Source organism: uncultured Endozoicomonas sp. (assembly GCF_947495845.1).
Lineage (GTDB): Bacteria > Pseudomonadota > Gammaproteobacteria > Pseudomonadales > Endozoicomonadaceae > Endozoicomonas.
Genome location: NZ_CANMAO010000007.1, coordinates 11,935 through 28,256, shown reverse-complemented (window position 1 = coordinate 28,256; position 16,322 = coordinate 11,935). Strand labels below are relative to the sequence as shown.

The window sequence follows — 16,322 nt, the reverse complement described above, 5'->3', positions numbered from 1 at the left end:
ATGCATCAAAAGCGCTACGTTCACCCCATGTCAGCTGTGGGAAAAAGATTCTCCGATATTACCATCGCAGTGCTTGGGTTAATCTTTGCACTTCCACTCTATCCATTGATTGCTGTCGCGATTCGTCTCGATAGCCGCGGGCCTGTTTTATATCACCAGATCCGAATTGGCTACCAACAAGACGACTGTGTATGTCTTTTCATGATGCACAAATTCAGAACCATGAGAAACAATGCGGAATTCGAAACGGGCCCGGTATGGTCGCCCAGAGATGACCCAAGGATTACCCGGGTCGGCCAGTTTTTAAGAAAAACACGGCTGGATGAACTGCCACAATTATGGAATGTACTAGCGGGTGATATGTCGATCGTCGGGCCGCGTCCTGAGCGCCCCGGCATATGCAATAATCTTGACCATGAAATTCCGTTCTATTCCGAGCGCACATTTGATGTGCTGCCAGGCATCACAGGACTTGCGCAAATTAATACCGGTTATGACGAAACTCTGGATGATGTCAAAGCCAAAGTTGCCTACGATCATGCCTACGCGCTTGCACTCAGTAATCCATGGCTGTGGCTGAAGATGGACTTTTACGTAATGTTCAAAACCATGCTGGTGATGATTACCGGTAAAGGGCAATAACCTGATCACCTGACAATTGATCACCTGACAATGGACATCGCCAGTTGATCAAGGCTTAACCTGAGGGCTTCGATGTTATGAACCCCTTGCTACCATCCGATAGCGGTGCCACCAAGGTATCACAGCGTAAACCTTCGGGTGCTTGATGTTCCTGAGGCCATAGAACAACATCTGGATACACCGCCGTCATTTGAAACATCCAGTCCAGCGTTTCGCTAACTGACATTCTACCCACTGAAGATGCCTCCTGATTGATATTTGCCACAAACACTTTCAGCGCTTTACTCTGGTTGACCGCCTGAGCAAATTCCGGAATAAGCAGGGCAGGTAAAACGCTAGTCATAAAACTACCAGGCCCCAGAATAATCATCTCGGCATCACGCACTCTCTATCGCTTCCGAAGTTGCCTTGATCTCTGGTAATAACAATAATTTCTGAGGAGTATCACTTAATCCATCGATCGTGCATTCTCCCACTATCTCCTTTTCGTTTGAAACCGCACCCAGTCTTGCCGGCTCTTCTGACATTGGAATCAGTTCTGCAGACACATCCAGCATTTGCCGAATTAAATTGACTGCGTCCATTGGGCGGACACACATCTGATCCATAGCCAGAAGAATCAGGTTACCCAGCACATGACCATCCAGCTCACCGCAACGTTTAAATCGATACTCAAAAAGAATACGGGATAAAGCAGGGCCTTCTGCGCACATCTGGTTCAGGCAGTTTCTTAAATCCCCCCAGGCAATACATCCGCTGGCATCCCTGAGTCGACCGGTCGAACCACCATCATCCGTTGTTGCCACAATGCCTGTTAAGCGCTCTTCATGAAAACCGAGAGAGACCATAACTCCTCCAAGACCATGGCCGCCACCCGTTGCAATTGATAGAGGGCGCTGATTGATTGCATGCTGGATTCCGGAAAGATGAGGAAAAGCGATGATAAGTCAGATGATGTGCTGCAAAACTATCATCTGACATATCAGATTGAACTCAGGTCTGAGTAATCCCAATGATTCTGGGGGTGATAAGAAACAAGCGAACCTGCTTATTTTTTGTTGTGCTCTGGGATCGGAACAGATGACCAAGGATAGGAATATCACCCAGTAATGGCACTTTTGAAGAGAGTTCCTGATCACTCTCTTTATAGAACCCGCCGATCAGCAAACTTTCCTGTTCACTGATGATCGCTTGAGTATTGATTGAGCTATTCGTTGTGGTTGGCAGGCTGGACACTTCTTGTGATGTCTGGGCACCATCCTGAATATTCACACTCATGTGAATACGACGCCCCTCATCTTCTTTGACGATCCGTGGGGTAACCTGAACAACTGTCCCTGAGGTAACCGGGAAGAGTTCAGAATCCTCATTACTTTCCACTTTCACATAGAAGGTACTGCTGCTGTCCAGAATCGCTTCCAGATTATCCAGGGTTAGAATGGAAGGTCTGGAGATTACTTTGGCCTTACCCTCGTCAGCCAGCAATTTCAGTGTCGCATTAAACGACCCTAAACCTCTGGAGAGAATCGTTGTATAGCTTGGGCTCTCAATATCACCAGGAAATGCGTCAAATGAAACATTTGTATCGCTGCCACTGCCCGTATTATTCCATTCAACGCCCAGAGCTCTGACATCCTGAGTATTGATATCAATAATCGACACACTGATCTCAATCTGCGAAGACGGTTTATCAAGAGAAGCGATGAGTTCTTCATACATCGGCATTTTTGCTTCAAGGTCGTGAACAATCACCGCATTCAGTCTGGGGTCAGCATTGATATAAATGTCTTCCGCAACTGCTCCAGCATTGAGTTGCATGCCAGCGCCTTTCGCTGCTGCCGGCATCATTTCTTCTCCGGCTCTGCTGACACTGGCAGCCGGTGGCAGTGTTGGTGAGCCCACGGCTTTCTTCTCAATCTGGGCTACACCACCACCGTGAATAATATTTTGCAACAGGGTAGCAACGCCAGGTACGGTCAACTCCTGACCTCGGAAGGTGAACGACTTATCCGTGGCCCAGGCATATTTAAGGGGAAAGGTTTTCACTGTCAGCTTACTTTTCTGGCGATCACCTTCTTTATCATCCAGCAATGTCGCCGTTTCAGACACCAGTTCAATATAACGGGGAGGGCCAGAAATAAACACCAAGCCTTCTCCCTGTTGTTCTTTCCAGAAGAAACGACCATCCCAAATACCGATTTTTTTCAACGTCCGTTTGAATTGATCTATACCCATATAATTCAAACTGATGATTTTCTGAATAGCAGCGCCACCGTCATAAACAAAAAGACTGTGCCCATCGAAATACCAGATAAAGCCAAAGACATTGGAGAGATGATCCAAAAAGTCCACGGGCGTCATTGGGCCAATCTTACCGTTTACCTGCCCCTGTACCTCATCCGTAATTACAATCGGCATATAGTAACTGCCCGCGAAATTTCGGAGCACATCCCTCAGACTGTCCCCATTGCCGAAATAAGCATATGGACGAAGGCCGAAGGCCGACAGTGCTGGAGATTCATTATCGCCAATTTCATCTTCTTTTGGTTCTTTCGTTGTTGTTTTGGTGGTTTTTACAGAGAACCCAATTTTGCCACTTTCCTGAACAGACCCACTTTGAGAACCCACCCCTGAGCTGTACTTGGAATGACCATTGTTCGATTTCTTATCGTTGTTCGTTTTCTGCGTAAAGTTATAATCCAAATCGGACTGAAATGGGTTTTCTGGCTCAGAATTAGAGATCGATATATCCATTTCTTTACCTGAAAGACGTGTAGACGCGCCTAACTTGGCCGTTGTTGTCACCTGGATAGGCTTACTTTCAACCACAGCATTCGGGTATTTTTCTGCATCTAATGGTTTGACCTGATCGTAAGGAATGGGATCCGGATTCTGCAAAGCAATTTCCGAGGGAAAATAAATAACCTGTCCAGGTCTTAGTATCTGAGTTAAATCCAGCTGGTTATAGTCCGCCAGTTCATTCACTTCAAAACCGTAACTGCCCGCAATTAACTCAAGGGTTTCATTGGCTCGAACCACATGCTTTCGAGTTTGAGGTTCTTCAGAAGACCAATTGGCCAGAGTCGGGATAGTTATCGCCAACAAAAAAGTAAGTGGTGCCAGGGTCCTTCCTGTAAAGCCCATCAGACGCGTGCCTCCATGCTCATGCCTGTTTCAGCTTATTCAACAGCCCTTAATGAATAGATGCTTTGAAATTCCGTTATGTGTCAATAAATATACGATCGACTTCAGTTTATCGGAAAATAAACTCAATTAACTAGTATTTCGTCAAAAAAGTAATAAACGTTAGCCTAACCGCTTGATCTTTCAATTATCTATCCGATGCTAACTAATGCTTTTTAGATGATGAGGCAAAGCTATGACTCCAGTGACGTTTGGTAATGGTATTACGGGTATTTCAAGAGTCCAGAACTCGCAAAATGAAACGGACTTCCCTAAATCAAAATCTTCTCTGAAACCTTCCGGAAAAAAAGTAGTCGACCATACTTGGAAGGCTCTGGAGATGAACAAAAGCCTTGCCCAACAGGAGTTAAAATTTGCAACCAATATTCCTGCAGCTATTGTTCATGCCTCCCCTGAAGAACATTACCGGCTTACCAGGCAGGCCATCAAATCTTTGGCTGATTATCTGAACAAAGAAAAACAGGATAAGAAAAAAGCCAAGGCTATTCAGGGCGCTCTTGATGTCATAGAACAAGCAAAAGAAGACAGCGAATACCTGATGATGTGCCGCAATGTCCTGATTGCCAGCTAGAGGAACCACACCATGGAAAAGCCCCTGCATACCTGGATGCTGTGTCAGGCATCTTATTATATCGAGTACATGCAACCGAAAAAGTCGATTGCCCTGCTAGAGGCACTCGAGTCCATGACCCCGGAAGATCCAGATGTGTACCGCATGCTCAGCTACGCCTATTTGCAAGCAGAACAACCTGAAGATTCACTTCGTGCCGCCGATAATTTTCTGCGATATACGCCGCCCGGCAGTGATGTAAGGGCAATCAATTGGATTAAAGGAAGAGCCCTGCTCAAGAAGCGAAAGTCAGCAGTAAGCAACTGATTTTCAATACCTTTGTCAGCTCTTCCACAGTGATGGCATACCTAACATGGCACAACTGTTACCCGGGCTGAACTTAGGGGGACGTAACGATTTGGTACTGGCAGCCTTGCTGGTATCGGTTATCGCACTCATTATCCTTCCCATGCCCACCATACTGGTGGATTTTCTGATTGCCCTGAACATGGGCATTGCAACCATACTTTTGATGACGTCTATCTATTTGAAGTCACCTCTGGAATTTTCATCATTTCCCGGCGTGCTTCTTATTACCACACTGTTTCGACTGTCATTATCCATCACCACCACACGTCTGATTCTGCTGCAAGCAGATGCTGGTGAAATTGTTTATACGTTTGGTAGCTTTGTGGCGGGTGGCGACCTGGTCGTTGGTGTGGTTCTCTTTTTGATTATTACCATTGTGCAGTTTTTGGTTATCACCAAAGGCTCCGAGCGGGTTGCAGAAGTGAGTGCCCGTTTCTCTCTGGACGGCATGCCTGGTAAGCAGATGAGTATTGATGCTGACCTGCGGGCCGGCGCCATCGAGATGGAGGAAGCTCAGAAACGAAGAGAGCTTGTTACCAAAGAAAGTCAGCTGTTTGGTTCCATGGATGGAGCCATGAAGTTTGTTAAAGGTGATGCCATTGCCGGCTTGATCATCATCTTCGTTAACATCACCGCTGGTGTTGCGATTGGTACCAGTAACGGTATGTCCAGTGGCGAAGCACTGCAGCTTTACGCCATTCTCACCATCGGTGATGGTCTGATTTCTCAGATCCCCGCTCTTTTGATCTCCATTACTGCGGGCATCATCGTTACCCGTGTATCCAACGAGGAAGCAAAAGATCTGGGTAATGAAATCGGTACTCAACTGACCGATAAACCAAAAGCACTGATGGTTGGTGGAACACTGTTACTGGGGTTCGGTATTGTCCCCGGTTTTCCAACACTGACCTTTTTAATTCTTGCAGCCCTTATCGGGGGCGGTGGCTTTTATCTGTTTAAGAAAGCTGAAAAGAAAAGAACTTCTGAAGAAGATGGCGGCATACCAGCAATGGCTGCAGCCACAGAAAAGCCAGGAGAAGCAAAATCCAGATTGGATCAGCAAGAAGAATTTACCCAGACATTACCCCTGATTATCGATGTACCCACGTCAATTCAAAACAGCCTGAACACCACATCGTTAAACGAAGAACTGCTCAAGGTGCGCAAATCCCTTTATATGGATCTTGGTGTGCCCTTCCCCGGTATCCATCTTCGCTTTAATGACTCGATGGAAGAAAACACCTACACCATTCTTCTACAAGAAGTCCCTGTGGCCTCGGGTCACTTTAAGCCGGGATACCTGTTTATTCGCGAAAGCGATGATCATTTAGACATGTTAAAAATCCCCTATGAAGTGGGTGATGCCTTCCTTCCCAGTCTGGATTCACTCTGGGTGGCCGAGAGCCAGCGAGACAAGCTGGAACGCAACAATGTGAACTTTATGGATTCCCCAAAAATCATGACCTACCACCTGGCTCATGTTTTGAAGAAGTACGCGGAAGACTTTGTGGGCATTCAGGAAGCGCGCTACCTGCTTGAGAAAATGGAAAGCAGCTTCGGCGAGTTGATCAAAGAAGTACAGCGCCTCTTGCCTGTTAATAAAATCACTGAGATCTTCCAGCGACTGGTGTCTGAAGATATTTCAATCCGGAATCTTCGTTCTATACTTCAGTCCCTGGTGGTGTGGGGGCATAAAGAAAAAGAAGTGGTGCAGCTCACCGAATATGTTCGCTCATCACTGAAGCGTTATATCAGCTACAAATACTCCAATGGCAAGAACATGCTGCCAGTGTATCTACTGGATCAGGATGTGGAAGACACCATTCGCTCCGGTATTCGTCAGACCTCTGCAGGTAGCTATCTTGCCCTTGACCCGTCGACCTCTGCCCAGTTTGTAGAGAATGTGAAAAATTCCGTGGGCAAAATAGGCCATTTGGAACACAAGCCTGTGCTGATCACATCGATGGATATTCGCCGCTATGTTCGAAAGCTACTTGAACTTGAGATTTATGACTTGGCGGTTCTTTCCCATCAAGAATTGACTGAAGAAATTACGGTTCAACCCCTGGGTCGTATTTCACTGTAATCGATTTATTGAGCACAAAAATAAAGCCGCCGGGATATTCCCCTGCGGCTTTATTTATTCGCTTTTATTAAGAAACCAGAATTAACGAACTAGAATTAACGAACCAGGGCAAACACCAGCTGATCAATAAACTGATCATCTTTGTAAACATGCTTTTTCATAACACCTTCCAGTTCAAAACCACACTTTTCCAATACTTTTCTTGAACCTGGATTTCTGGCCTGAACGTCTGCATAAATACGCACCAGCCCCATTTCATCAAACGCATAATTGGTAACATAGGAAAGTGCTTTGGTCATTATGCCTTTTCCCCAATGATCTTCGGATACCCAAAAACCAATCTCCGCGCCGAAACGATGAACATCCAGCTGCACCACAAACCCAATTTCACCAATGGCCTCACCATTATAATCAATGGCAAACCGGGTTTTGGTTTCATGCTCTTTCACATGCTGAACCCAGGCTCTGGCATGTTCAATGGTATAGGGATTCGGAAAGGTGTCCCTTAAATATTGAGAAATCTTGGGGTTATTACCATGATTAGCGAGAGCAATGGCGTCTCCATAAAGAAATCTTCTGAGACAGTAACCGTTACCCAAATCAATGTGCATATTTTTTTCCTGATATCAGCTATCAGGTAGGACATCGGCAATAGAAATAAAGGCTTTATTCGTCTAAATCGAATAATAAGCACACAATGATTATTGCCTGAATGTAACCAGTAAAGCTGAAAGTAAGTATTATCGAATCCTTATGTATTGCTTTGAATAGTCTCAAAAGCTTAATCCTTGAATATGAATGCCAGTATAATACGCATTCTGTGTTTTTCCTTTTATCTATATAACTTACTGTCTTTCTGTCCTTGAAATCCAATTAAGAGGCATAAAAGTACTGTTACAGAATAATCGTACCAGTACTTTTATTCGATTGATTCAGACCAGCGAGGTTAATGTCTTACGAAGTAATGAGACCTTGTCTTGACTGACCACATCGCTCTCCAGCACGGCACTGTAAGTGTGCAAAGAGAAGTGCGCATTGATTCTAATCAGCGCTCTGGATATCTCCAGCGAATTCTGTAGATTCACGCCACCACCAACAACCAGCTCTATTTCACCATGGGCGTGACGAAGCATATGTTCCAGGCAATTAAGGCCATCATAAGCCGTCCCTGCCTTCCCCCAGGGGATGCCCGCTGTTAATACACGATCAATGCCCAGCTCTATCAAATCATCAAGGCCGTTTTGCCAATCAGTAATCGCATCAAAAGCGCGGTGAAATGTGACTTGCATGCCTCTGTCTTTGGCTTTACCCACTAATCGGCGACAACGTTCCTTATCAATTTTCCCGGTATCAGGGTCAAGAACACCGATGACCACACCATCAGCCCCAGCATTACCGGCATCTGAAATCTGTTTTTCCATAAGCCGAACGGTCTCGGCATCATAAAAGAAGCCTCCCGGGGTGGGACGAATCATGACCATCAGCCCTGCTCGATCAACAAATGTCCTGCGAGCTACTTCAATATGACTCACCGGTGGCGTTAGACCATCATTAGCCATATCCGAACACAGCTCGATACGGCTTGCACCGCCCTGCCATGCAGCAGAGACAGATTCCAGAACAGCTGATTCACTTTGACTGTGGACGCAAATTTCTACGGGTATCATTGAACATCCATTCTTGAATAAACAGAACAGCTTCAAAGCTGTGACTTAACGCGTTTCAGTGAATCTTATCGCTATCCGACACATCAGCACAGCCCAAATATATAAGTACCGACCATTAAAACCTAACTTTCGCCGATACCGTTTATGGCGAGATTGATATCTAATGCCATATAGTTATTCGAAAAAGAATATGTATGTTCGCAAACGAAAACGATGTTAGTATAAAAGTTCGATTACAATAAATAAACCAGACAACATCTGGCGTCTAAAACACGGGAGCTGTTTCATGACCCCTCATTCACAACCCTATGATCTGCTCATTATTGGTGGAGGTATCAATGGTGCAGGCATAGCTGCAGATGCGGCCGGTAGAGGGCTGAAGACGATCTTATGTGAACAGGGTGATCTTGCTTCAGCAACATCCTCCTCAAGCAGCAAGCTTATTCACGGCGGGTTACGGTATCTTGAACAATATGAATTTCGTCTTGTGCATGAATCATTGGCGGAACGGGAAGTATTACTTAGAAAAGCGCCCCACATTATTAAGCCCCTGAGATTTTGCCTGCCTCACGAACGGCATCTCCGCCCCGCATGGATGCTGAGAATGGGCCTGTTTTTATACGACCACTTGTCTAAACGGGTAACGCTGCCTGCGTCAAAGAGTATTTCATTCAACACTGATACTGATAGTCCTTTGGTAAACAACATCACCAAGGGCTTTGAATACTCCGACGCCTGGGTAGAAGATGCACGGTTAGTGGTTTTGAATGCGATGGACGCCCGCAACCGTGGTGCAACCATTTTGCCCAGAACTCGTTGTATTGAAGCCAGGCGACAGGGTGATTTATGGCAGATAACACTTCAGGACCAAACCAGCAAAGAAGTCACGACAATATCCAGCCGGGCATTGGTCAATGCGGCAGGTCCCTGGGTTAATCATGTGTTTGATAAAGCTCTCCATGAAGCCGCGCCAAATAATATCCGCCAGATTCGTGGCAGCCACATTATCGTTCCCAGGATTCACGACCAACCTCAGGCTTATATCCTTCAGAATACCGATGGACGAATCGTGTTTGTTATCCCCTTTGAACAAGATTTTTCATTGATCGGCACCACGGATGTGGAACATAAAACCAGCCTTGACCATATCTCGATTTCAGATGATGAAAAACAATACCTGATCGCTGTCGTCAACAAATACTTCAAGCAGAAGATTGATAAGGCTGACATTATCACCAGTTATTCCGGAGTTCGCCCATTATTAGATGACGATGCGGACAACCCTCAGGCCATCACCCGGGATTACACTCTGGAGCTCGACCATTCAAATAACCAACCTCCTCTGCTATCCATCTACGGCGGTAAAATCACCACCTATAGAAAGCTTGCGGAAGCCGCGGTCAATAAACTCAGTCCTTTCTTTAACGAGGAAGGAAAAACCATTAGCCAATCCTGGACAGCAGATGCACCTCTGCCCGGCGGGAATTTCGACAGCAAAGAATTACTGAGCCAGAAACTAACGACTGAATATCCATGGTTGCCGGATTCACTCAACCAGCGTCTTGTGGCAAATTACGGCACGCTTTGCTACAAAATCTTAGGCAACGCAGAATCTATTAAAGATTTAGGCGAACTGATTGGTTCAGACCTTTACGAAAAAGAAGTGGGCTATCTGTTTAACAGTGAGTGGGCTCGAACCGCCGAGGACATTCTCTGGCGGCGGAGCAAGTTGGGATTACGGTTTTCTAAAAATGAGATAAGAAGCCTTGAACAGCTGCTCAACACTTTAAATAGCTGATAACGCAAAAGCAGGCTGACGCCTGCTTTTTATCAGAAATTATCCCAAACCAAATTTAACAACTTCAGAGTGATATCTTCTGGCGCTGACGTGTTTACATTTTTCTCGACTGAGAGTTGTACCACTTCCGCATAATTGCTAACCCGAAGCGTTAGACGGTTCTCATCTGCCTGGTTCTCGCTTTCCTCTTCATCACTGCCGAACAGGGTAGACCAGAAACCTTTCTCTTCTTCCAACTGCTTTTTAGTCGTCAAGTCTTCAGAAAGATAAAAAAGGCCAGCCGAACGGTTACGATCCAGTACACTCAATCCCGCTTTATCCAGAGCGCTACCAACAGAGTCCCAAACCCGGGCAAAGGATACGCCACGAATAGTCAGAACCGGGTTGCCATTGCCATCCTGAGTGATTTCCGCCTGAGAGCTCAGATCAATGCTTTGCGCCTGAAGAGACACAGAAGAATTCACTTCAGCTTTCGCAAGATAAATTAAGAGCTCTGCAAGCACCTCGTTATCCAGCTTTTGGCTGCGCTCGTCTTGATTATCCCATTGGGATGGTACATTTTCCTTGTCTTTCTCCGACAGCGGACGCCCCTGATGATAAACATACACTTCAGAAGAGCCAGGTTTAATACCGGACTTTAGTTCAAAGCGAAAACGGTCTTCCATTGAGCCAGCGTGATCAGCGCCAAAGAGCTTACCCAGAGTTCGGTACAATACGCCTTGGTTCTCGGCATTATTAAAGTCCGTCCAACCGGTTTCAACGGTGCCTTTCACAGGATTCTTAATAACAACATTGACTCCAAGGCTGTTCACATAACCCACAACACCAGGCCATACTTCTGCAGGTGCTTTGTCCACAGCCAGCCATTCCTGAGTGCCACTGCGCTCCAGACTGTAATTCTCGCCTTCTTTCAGCATCAGGCGTTGGGAAGGTCTGGGGACGTCAAATTCTTTGCCCAGATCTTCATGGGGCTGGCTGATATCAGGAATCACCAGAATATCCCCAAGCAGCACACTATCGCCGCCTTCTGGCAATTTAACCGGCTCTGTCACGCGAGCTTCTGTGTAATCACCGGAGCGATCACGCAAATAACCTTCCTGCCCAAATGGATTGGTACAACCTGTCAGGGTAACAACCCCCGCCAGGAGCCACAGGCCTGAACGAGTATCCTTTAACAATTTACTATTCCTTAAGGCTGAAACCATCAAATTAAACCTGCCTGTTGTAGCGCACTTTTCACTGCCGAATGATGGCTTTCGGAAAGCGGCGTTAACGGTAAGCGAATGCCAGACTGAATCATGCCCATTTCCTGCAGCGCCCATTTCACAGGAATCGGGTTAGCCTCCAGGAATAGGTTTTTGCTCAGGGCATCAATTTTTGCATTGAGCTGTTCCGCCGTTTTACGGTCACCGGCAATAGCCGCAACACATAAATCATGCATGATTTCAGGCGCAACATTGTTTACCACAGAAATCACACCATTGGCACCCTGAAGCATCAGCTCCATACCTGTGGCATCGTCACCGGAATAAATAGCAAAGTCATCACCGCAAAGCGCACGAATCTGCGTGCCACGCTCAACAATACCTGTTGCTTCTTTCACGCCAACAATGTTGTCCAGCTTGCTGAGCCTGCCAATGGTTTCCGGCAGCATATCCACAGCGGTTCTACCGGGCACGTTATAAAGAATCTGCGGGATGGCGACGGACTCTGCGACGGTTTTATAGTGCAGGTATAAGCCTTCCTGAGTGGGCTTATTATAATAAGGTGTGACCAGCAGGCAGGCATCTACACCCAGCACCTTCGCTTCTGCGGTTAAATGAACAGCTTCAAGAGTTGAATTGGCACCGGTTCCGGCAATCACCGGAATACGTCCATTCACCTGAGCTACCATGCGTTTGATCGCTTCACAATGTTCCTGTACTGTCAAAGTAGCCGACTCACCAGTGGTGCCTACCACCACGATACCATCGGTTCCCTGGTCGATATGATGTTCAACCAGCGCACTCATACTTTCCCAGTCCAGTTCGCCATTGCTGTGCATGGGCGTGACAATCGCCACCAGGCTCCCGGTAATCATCAGTTCACTCCTAAAGGCATAATCTCCGGTAATGTTACTCATGCCCTCACGCATTCACAAGGTTAAAACCAGACTTCGCAAGGCTCACGTAGTAAAAGTTTTCGTTTGCTTAATTTTTATTGCAAACCTGCCTTTTTCTGATTGATGGTTTAGACTGTTCTTCTGAATTACATAATGAGAGCAGCTGAGACAAAAGGTCAGAGCAAGCACTGACCTGACGCAACAGCCTCACACGACTAAGGATAAAAAAGTATGAGTGTAACCCTTGGCCACCCTGTTCCGGACTTTACCGCCGAGGCGACCAGTAATACCACGGTAAAACTCTCTGACTTGAAAGACCAAAAAGTGGTGCTTTTCTTCTATCCGAAAGACAACACTCCAGGCTGCACCAGTGAAGGTCAGGCATTCAGAGATCTTTACGAGCAATTTCAGGCTTCTGACACCCTGATTTTTGGTGTATCCAAAGATGGCATGAAAGCCCATGAGAACTTTCGTGCAAAGCATGATTTCCCCTTTGAGTTGATCTCCGACCCGGACGAAGAACTGTGTAAACTGTTTGACGTGATCAAACTCAAGAAGTTGTACGGCAAAGAGTACATGGGGATCGAGCGGAGTACGTTCCTGATCGACAGCAACGGCACCTTGCAACACGAATGGCGCAAAGTTCGCATCAAAGGTCATGTAGAAGATGTGTTGCAGGCCGCCCAGATGGTAGACACCCAGGCAATAGAAGCCGAGGTGGCTGAAAGCAGCTCTGAAAGTAAGAATGAAGATGAGTAATCAAGACGCCTGAACTTTCTGTTGAGCGGGGTATCGTTATCCCGCTCCAGCATCCATCTCTTCCACGGCCGGCCAGGCATTCATTACGGCTTTCAGTAACGTTGCCAGTGGTATCGCAAAAAAGACGCCCCAGAATCCCCAAAAACCACCAAATACCAATACCGCAACAATAATCGCCACCGGGTGCAGATTCACTGCCTCAGAAAATAGAAGCGGCACCAGCACATTGCCATCCAGCGCCTGGATAATGCCATAACCAATCATCAGAATGGCAAACTGATCAGTCGCTCCCCACTGGAAAAAGCCGATCACAGCAACGGGCAACGTTACTACCGTTGCACCGATATAAGGAACCACCACAGAGAAGCCTACCAAAACCGCCAGCAATGCCGAATAACTTAGCCCCAAAATGGCAAAAAAAGCATAACTGACGCCACCAACAATCATGATCTCCACGGCTTTTCCGCGGATATAGTTAGCAATCTGCCCATTCATTTCATCCGCCACCTGATCAATCAAACGACGGCGTCTTGGTAAAATCCCCGCCATCCAGTGCAGTAACTCATCCTTATCTTTTAGAAAAAAGAACACAAGAATCGGGATCAGAATAACATACACCAGCAGTGCCAGAATGCCCGGCAGCTTTGAAATAGAAAAAGAAAACGCCCATTGCCCAATATCGGCCAGATGCTGATTGATTGTGGTTACGACCAGAGCTACCTGATGCTCCGACACAAATCCCGGGTACATTTCCGGCAAACTTTTCAGCAACTGTAATCCTTCACGAACCATATTGGGCAATGCGTTAAGCAGTTGCGTCACCTGCTCCCAGATTAAAGGCATCACGACAAAAATAACTAAAAGGAATGCGGTAAAAAAACCGGAAAACACGACATTGACCGACAACGTATGAGATAACTTTTGCCGCTCAAGCCAACTGACCAGACCTTGCATCAGGTAGGCCAGAACCAGTGCCGCCAAAGCAGGCGCCAGCATCCTTCCCATCGTGAGGATAACGGTAAACCCGATGATCAATAGAATCAGCAGAACCACCGCTTCCTGATCGGATAAGTATCGGTGCAGCCAGCCTTTCAAAACATTCAGCATGAATGAGTCCCTTTTTATTTATGCATCACGGTGTGAATGAATACACCGTCTTTCTCCTCGCTGGCCAGTAACTCATGACCACTGATATTGGCAAAACTGGCAAAGTCTCGAACCGAGCCGGGGTCCGTTGCATAGACCTTGAGTACTTCACCAGGTTTCATGCTGTTCAACGCCTGTTTGGCTTTCAACAAGGGCAAAGGGCAATTCAATCCTTTCAGGTCGAGCTCCTGATCCACATTTTGCATACTGCGATTTTCTCTTAACTATTTACCTGCTTCTTACCAGCTTTCTATTAAGAAGCGTCAAAAGTGTGTAAGAACTTTAGAGGATAAAATGACAAAAAAGTAAGATACACGGCTATAGGCTTTTACAGGTTTTTAATGACGATTACATAATCGTTCATGATAGAGTGTACCGCAGATCACAGGAGTATGGATATTCTATGAAGCAAGCGGGCTTACTGTCAGCCCTGATGCTGACTACAACGCTAAATCTGGTTCCGTGGCTGGCTCACGCCAATCCACTGAACCTGCCTGCCCTGGGGGATACCACTTCCGGCGTTATTTCTCAGCAGGAAGAATATGAGCTCGGACGCTCATGGCTGAAAATATTACGCAATCAAACGCCCATGGTCGCTGATCCGGAGTTAAAGCATTACCTGGAAAGCCTGACCCACCGTCTTTCTGCCGCCAGCCAGCTCTCTGATCACCGACTGATTCCACTGGTTATTGACAGTACGGTACTGAATGCCTTTGCCGCACCCGGCGGTATTGTTGGCGTGAATACCGGTTTGTTTCTGCACGCTGAAACAGAGCCTCAATTTGCCGCGGTGCTCGCTCACGAATTAGCTCACCTCAGCCAGAGACATTATGCCCGTAATGTGGAAGAAGCTCGTAATCAGAGCATTCCCACCGCGGCGGCGCTCTTAGGTTCCATTCTGATTATGGCCACCGCAGGTGGTGATGCCGGTGCGGCAGCGCTGACCTCAACAGTAGCCGGTATGCAAAGTGCACAATTGCGCTTCAGCCGCCAATTTGAAAGAGAAGCGGACAATCTCGGTATTTCTACGCTGGCCAACGCAGGGTTTGATCCACAGGCAATGCCGGCCATTTTCGAACAGATGAACAAAGCCAGTCGCTATGGCAGCCGCCCTCCTGAATTTCTGTTAACGCACCCGGTAACAGAAAACCGGATTTCCGACTCCCGGGCGAGAGCCGATCAGATGTCTACTCGGAAAACGGTAAAAAACGCTGGCTCACTGAACTATCAATTGATGAGAATGCGGGCAGCTTACATCAGTAGCAATAACATCCATGAAATGGCTCGCCAGCTCAGCAAAGAAGTCACGGTTGCAGCAGACAATGCGCCAGTAGCAAGCCGCTACGGGCTTGCCCTTGCTTCGTTGAAAGCCCGGGACTTTAATACAGCAGAACAACAGACCAACTGGCTACTCCAGCATTACCCTGATAACCCACATATGATTCTTTTGAAAGTCCAGCTGGAATCAGAAACAGGTAAAGGCAAGCAGGCTCTGGAACGTATTAATCAGTTACTGAGCATTAACCCGGACAGCTACCCTTTGCAAGCTGCCAAAGCAGAAGTATTTCTCAAACAGCAAAATTACACAGAAGCCAGGAATATCCTGCTTAACTTGAGCCGTTCAAGGCCAGAAGACCCGGATATCTGGTTCGAGCTGGCAGAAGTTCAGGGGTTAGCAGAGGACATTATTGGCCTGCATCAATCCCGAGCTGAATATTTCTTTCTGAATGGCAATATGGATGATGCTATCAAGCATCTGCAATACGCGATGAAAATGGCAGAAGATAACTTTGCCCTGAAATCCAAACTACAACAAAAGCTCAGCAATATCCGCGATTATCGCCAAAAACTGAAAAACTCCTAATCCTATCGGTGAGCCGTATTTTTGCGGCTCCTTACCTTTATATTCACAATAATAAATACCATAGAATTTTATAGCGCTTAAAGTTATAAAAAATAACCTTTCGCTCCAGAAAGAATACCCTTCAAGCCTATACTTA

Annotated in this window: 16 protein-coding genes; 7 read left to right on the top strand and 9 right to left on the bottom strand. The window is 46.6% G+C overall.

Features of this window, described 5'->3' with window-relative positions; genetic code table 11:
* Window positions 1–642: a sugar transferase gene (locus Q1B11_RS07125; protein WP_299729785.1), complete on the top strand. Its 642-nt coding sequence runs from the start codon at window positions 1–3 to the stop codon at window positions 640–642.
* Window positions 643–697: 55 nt separating this feature from the next.
* On the opposite strand, the gene Q1B11_RS07120 is transcribed toward Q1B11_RS07125, so the two are convergent.
* The 3 genes from Q1B11_RS07120 to sctC all read right to left on the bottom strand — a co-directional run bounded on the left by Q1B11_RS07120 (window position 698) and on the right by sctC (window position 3,786).
* Window positions 698–985, bottom strand: coding sequence for a 2-phospho-L-lactate transferase CofD family protein (locus tag Q1B11_RS07120; RefSeq protein WP_299729782.1), 288 nt, complete (start codon window positions 983–985; stop codon window positions 698–700).
* Window positions 986–1,019: 34 nt separating this feature from the next.
* The gene (locus Q1B11_RS07115) at window positions 1,020–1,526 is read right to left on the bottom strand and encodes a 2-phospho-L-lactate transferase CofD family protein (protein WP_299730142.1); all 507 of its coding nucleotides are present in this window, start codon (window positions 1,524–1,526) and stop codon (window positions 1,020–1,022) included.
* A gap of 109 nt (window positions 1,527–1,635) precedes the next feature.
* Window positions 1,636–3,786 (bottom strand): type III secretion system outer membrane ring subunit SctC, encoded by a 2,151-nt coding sequence (gene sctC, locus Q1B11_RS07110; protein WP_299729779.1) that lies wholly within the window; start codon window positions 3,784–3,786, stop codon window positions 1,636–1,638.
* Window positions 3,787–4,021: 235 nt separating this feature from the next.
* Between sctC and Q1B11_RS07105 the strand changes: the two genes are divergently transcribed.
* From Q1B11_RS07105 to sctV, 3 genes are read left to right on the top strand one after another with little or no spacing between them, the layout of a single operon-like run.
* Window positions 4,022–4,417, top strand: a complete 396-nt coding sequence (locus Q1B11_RS07105) for a hypothetical protein (protein ID WP_299729776.1) — start codon at window positions 4,022–4,024, stop codon at window positions 4,415–4,417.
* 12 nt (window positions 4,418–4,429) lie between these two features.
* A complete protein-coding gene (locus tag Q1B11_RS07100) occupies window positions 4,430–4,723 on the top strand; it encodes a hypothetical protein (RefSeq protein WP_067584807.1) in 294 nt (97 codons plus the stop codon).
* A 46-nt stretch (window positions 4,724–4,769) separates the two neighbouring features.
* Entirely contained in the window at window positions 4,770–6,851 is a 2,082-nt protein-coding gene (gene sctV / locus Q1B11_RS07095; protein ID WP_299729771.1) for a type III secretion system export apparatus subunit SctV, read from the top strand.
* A 95-nt stretch (window positions 6,852–6,946) separates the two neighbouring features.
* On the opposite strand, the gene Q1B11_RS07090 is transcribed toward sctV, so the two are convergent.
* Both Q1B11_RS07090 and Q1B11_RS07085 read right to left on the bottom strand, forming a co-directional pair.
* Window positions 6,947–7,462 (bottom strand): GNAT family protein, encoded by a 516-nt coding sequence (locus Q1B11_RS07090; RefSeq protein ID WP_067522213.1) that lies wholly within the window; start codon window positions 7,460–7,462, stop codon window positions 6,947–6,949.
* A gap of 321 nt (window positions 7,463–7,783) precedes the next feature.
* Entirely contained in the window at window positions 7,784–8,518 is a 735-nt protein-coding gene (locus Q1B11_RS07085; RefSeq protein ID WP_299729764.1) for a copper homeostasis protein CutC, read from the bottom strand.
* A 286-nt stretch (window positions 8,519–8,804) separates the two neighbouring features.
* Between Q1B11_RS07085 and glpD the strand changes: the two genes are divergently transcribed.
* Window positions 8,805–10,316: a glycerol-3-phosphate dehydrogenase gene (gene glpD, locus Q1B11_RS07080; protein WP_299729761.1), complete on the top strand. Its 1,512-nt coding sequence runs from the start codon at window positions 8,805–8,807 to the stop codon at window positions 10,314–10,316.
* Window positions 10,317–10,348: 32 nt separating this feature from the next.
* Here the strand turns inward: glpD and bamC are convergent, their stop codons facing one another.
* Complete coding sequence (gene bamC, locus Q1B11_RS07075; RefSeq protein ID WP_299729758.1) at window positions 10,349–11,494, bottom strand: outer membrane protein assembly factor BamC; 1,146 nt, start codon at window positions 11,492–11,494, stop codon at window positions 10,349–10,351.
* A gap of 26 nt (window positions 11,495–11,520) precedes the next feature.
* Window positions 11,521–12,396 carry a 4-hydroxy-tetrahydrodipicolinate synthase gene (gene dapA, locus Q1B11_RS07070; RefSeq protein ID WP_299729755.1) on the bottom strand — a complete coding sequence of 292 codons (876 nt, stop codon included), beginning with the start codon at window positions 12,394–12,396 and terminating at the stop codon, window positions 11,521–11,523.
* A 252-nt stretch (window positions 12,397–12,648) separates the two neighbouring features.
* On the opposite strand from dapA, the gene Q1B11_RS07065 reads away from it, so the two are divergent.
* The gene (locus tag Q1B11_RS07065; protein ID WP_067522222.1) at window positions 12,649–13,176 is read left to right on the top strand and encodes a peroxiredoxin; all 528 of its coding nucleotides are present in this window, start codon (window positions 12,649–12,651) and stop codon (window positions 13,174–13,176) included.
* Between the two features lie 36 nt (window positions 13,177–13,212).
* On the opposite strand, the gene Q1B11_RS07060 is transcribed toward Q1B11_RS07065, so the two are convergent.
* Window positions 13,213–14,283: an AI-2E family transporter gene (locus tag Q1B11_RS07060; protein WP_299729746.1), complete on the bottom strand. Its 1,071-nt coding sequence runs from the start codon at window positions 14,281–14,283 to the stop codon at window positions 13,213–13,215.
* Between the two features lie 14 nt (window positions 14,284–14,297).
* Window positions 14,298–14,528, bottom strand: coding sequence for a sulfurtransferase TusA family protein (locus Q1B11_RS07055; protein WP_067522227.1), 231 nt, complete (start codon window positions 14,526–14,528; stop codon window positions 14,298–14,300).
* Between the two features lie 197 nt (window positions 14,529–14,725).
* Here Q1B11_RS07055 and Q1B11_RS07050 point away from each other — a divergent pair, with 197 nt between their 5' ends.
* Complete coding sequence (locus Q1B11_RS07050; protein WP_299729737.1) at window positions 14,726–16,186, top strand: M48 family metalloprotease; 1,461 nt, start codon at window positions 14,726–14,728, stop codon at window positions 16,184–16,186.
* The last annotated feature ends 136 nt before the right edge of the window (window positions 16,187–16,322 follow it).

Coding starts and splice junctions, on each gene's coding strand:
- Q1B11_RS07055 (WP_067522227.1), bottom strand. CDS start 14,528: ATGCAAAATGTGGATCAGGAGCTCGACCTGAAAGGATTGAATTGCCCT.
- Q1B11_RS07100 (WP_067584807.1), top strand. CDS start 4,430: ATGGAAAAGCCCCTGCATACCTGGATGCTGTGTCAGGCATCTTATTAT.
- dapA (WP_299729755.1), bottom strand. CDS start 12,396: ATGATTACCGGGAGCCTGGTGGCGATTGTCACGCCCATGCACAGCAAT.
- Q1B11_RS07050 (WP_299729737.1), top strand. CDS start 14,726: ATGAAGCAAGCGGGCTTACTGTCAGCCCTGATGCTGACTACAACGCTA.
- Q1B11_RS07125 (WP_299729785.1), top strand. CDS start 1: ATGCATCAAAAGCGCTACGTTCACCCCATGTCAGCTGTGGGAAAAAGA.
- Q1B11_RS07090 (WP_067522213.1), bottom strand. CDS start 7,462: ATGCACATTGATTTGGGTAACGGTTACTGTCTCAGAAGATTTCTTTAT.
- Q1B11_RS07065 (WP_067522222.1), top strand. CDS start 12,649: ATGAGTGTAACCCTTGGCCACCCTGTTCCGGACTTTACCGCCGAGGCG.
- Q1B11_RS07105 (WP_299729776.1), top strand. CDS start 4,022: ATGACTCCAGTGACGTTTGGTAATGGTATTACGGGTATTTCAAGAGTC.
- Q1B11_RS07120 (WP_299729782.1), bottom strand. CDS start 985: ATGACTAGCGTTTTACCTGCCCTGCTTATTCCGGAATTTGCTCAGGCG.
- sctV (WP_299729771.1), top strand. CDS start 4,770: ATGGCACAACTGTTACCCGGGCTGAACTTAGGGGGACGTAACGATTTG.
- glpD (WP_299729761.1), top strand. CDS start 8,805: ATGACCCCTCATTCACAACCCTATGATCTGCTCATTATTGGTGGAGGT.
- Q1B11_RS07085 (WP_299729764.1), bottom strand. CDS start 8,518: ATGATACCCGTAGAAATTTGCGTCCACAGTCAAAGTGAATCAGCTGTT.
- sctC (WP_299729779.1), bottom strand. CDS start 3,786: ATGGGCTTTACAGGAAGGACCCTGGCACCACTTACTTTTTTGTTGGCG.
- Q1B11_RS07060 (WP_299729746.1), bottom strand. CDS start 14,283: ATGCTGAATGTTTTGAAAGGCTGGCTGCACCGATACTTATCCGATCAG.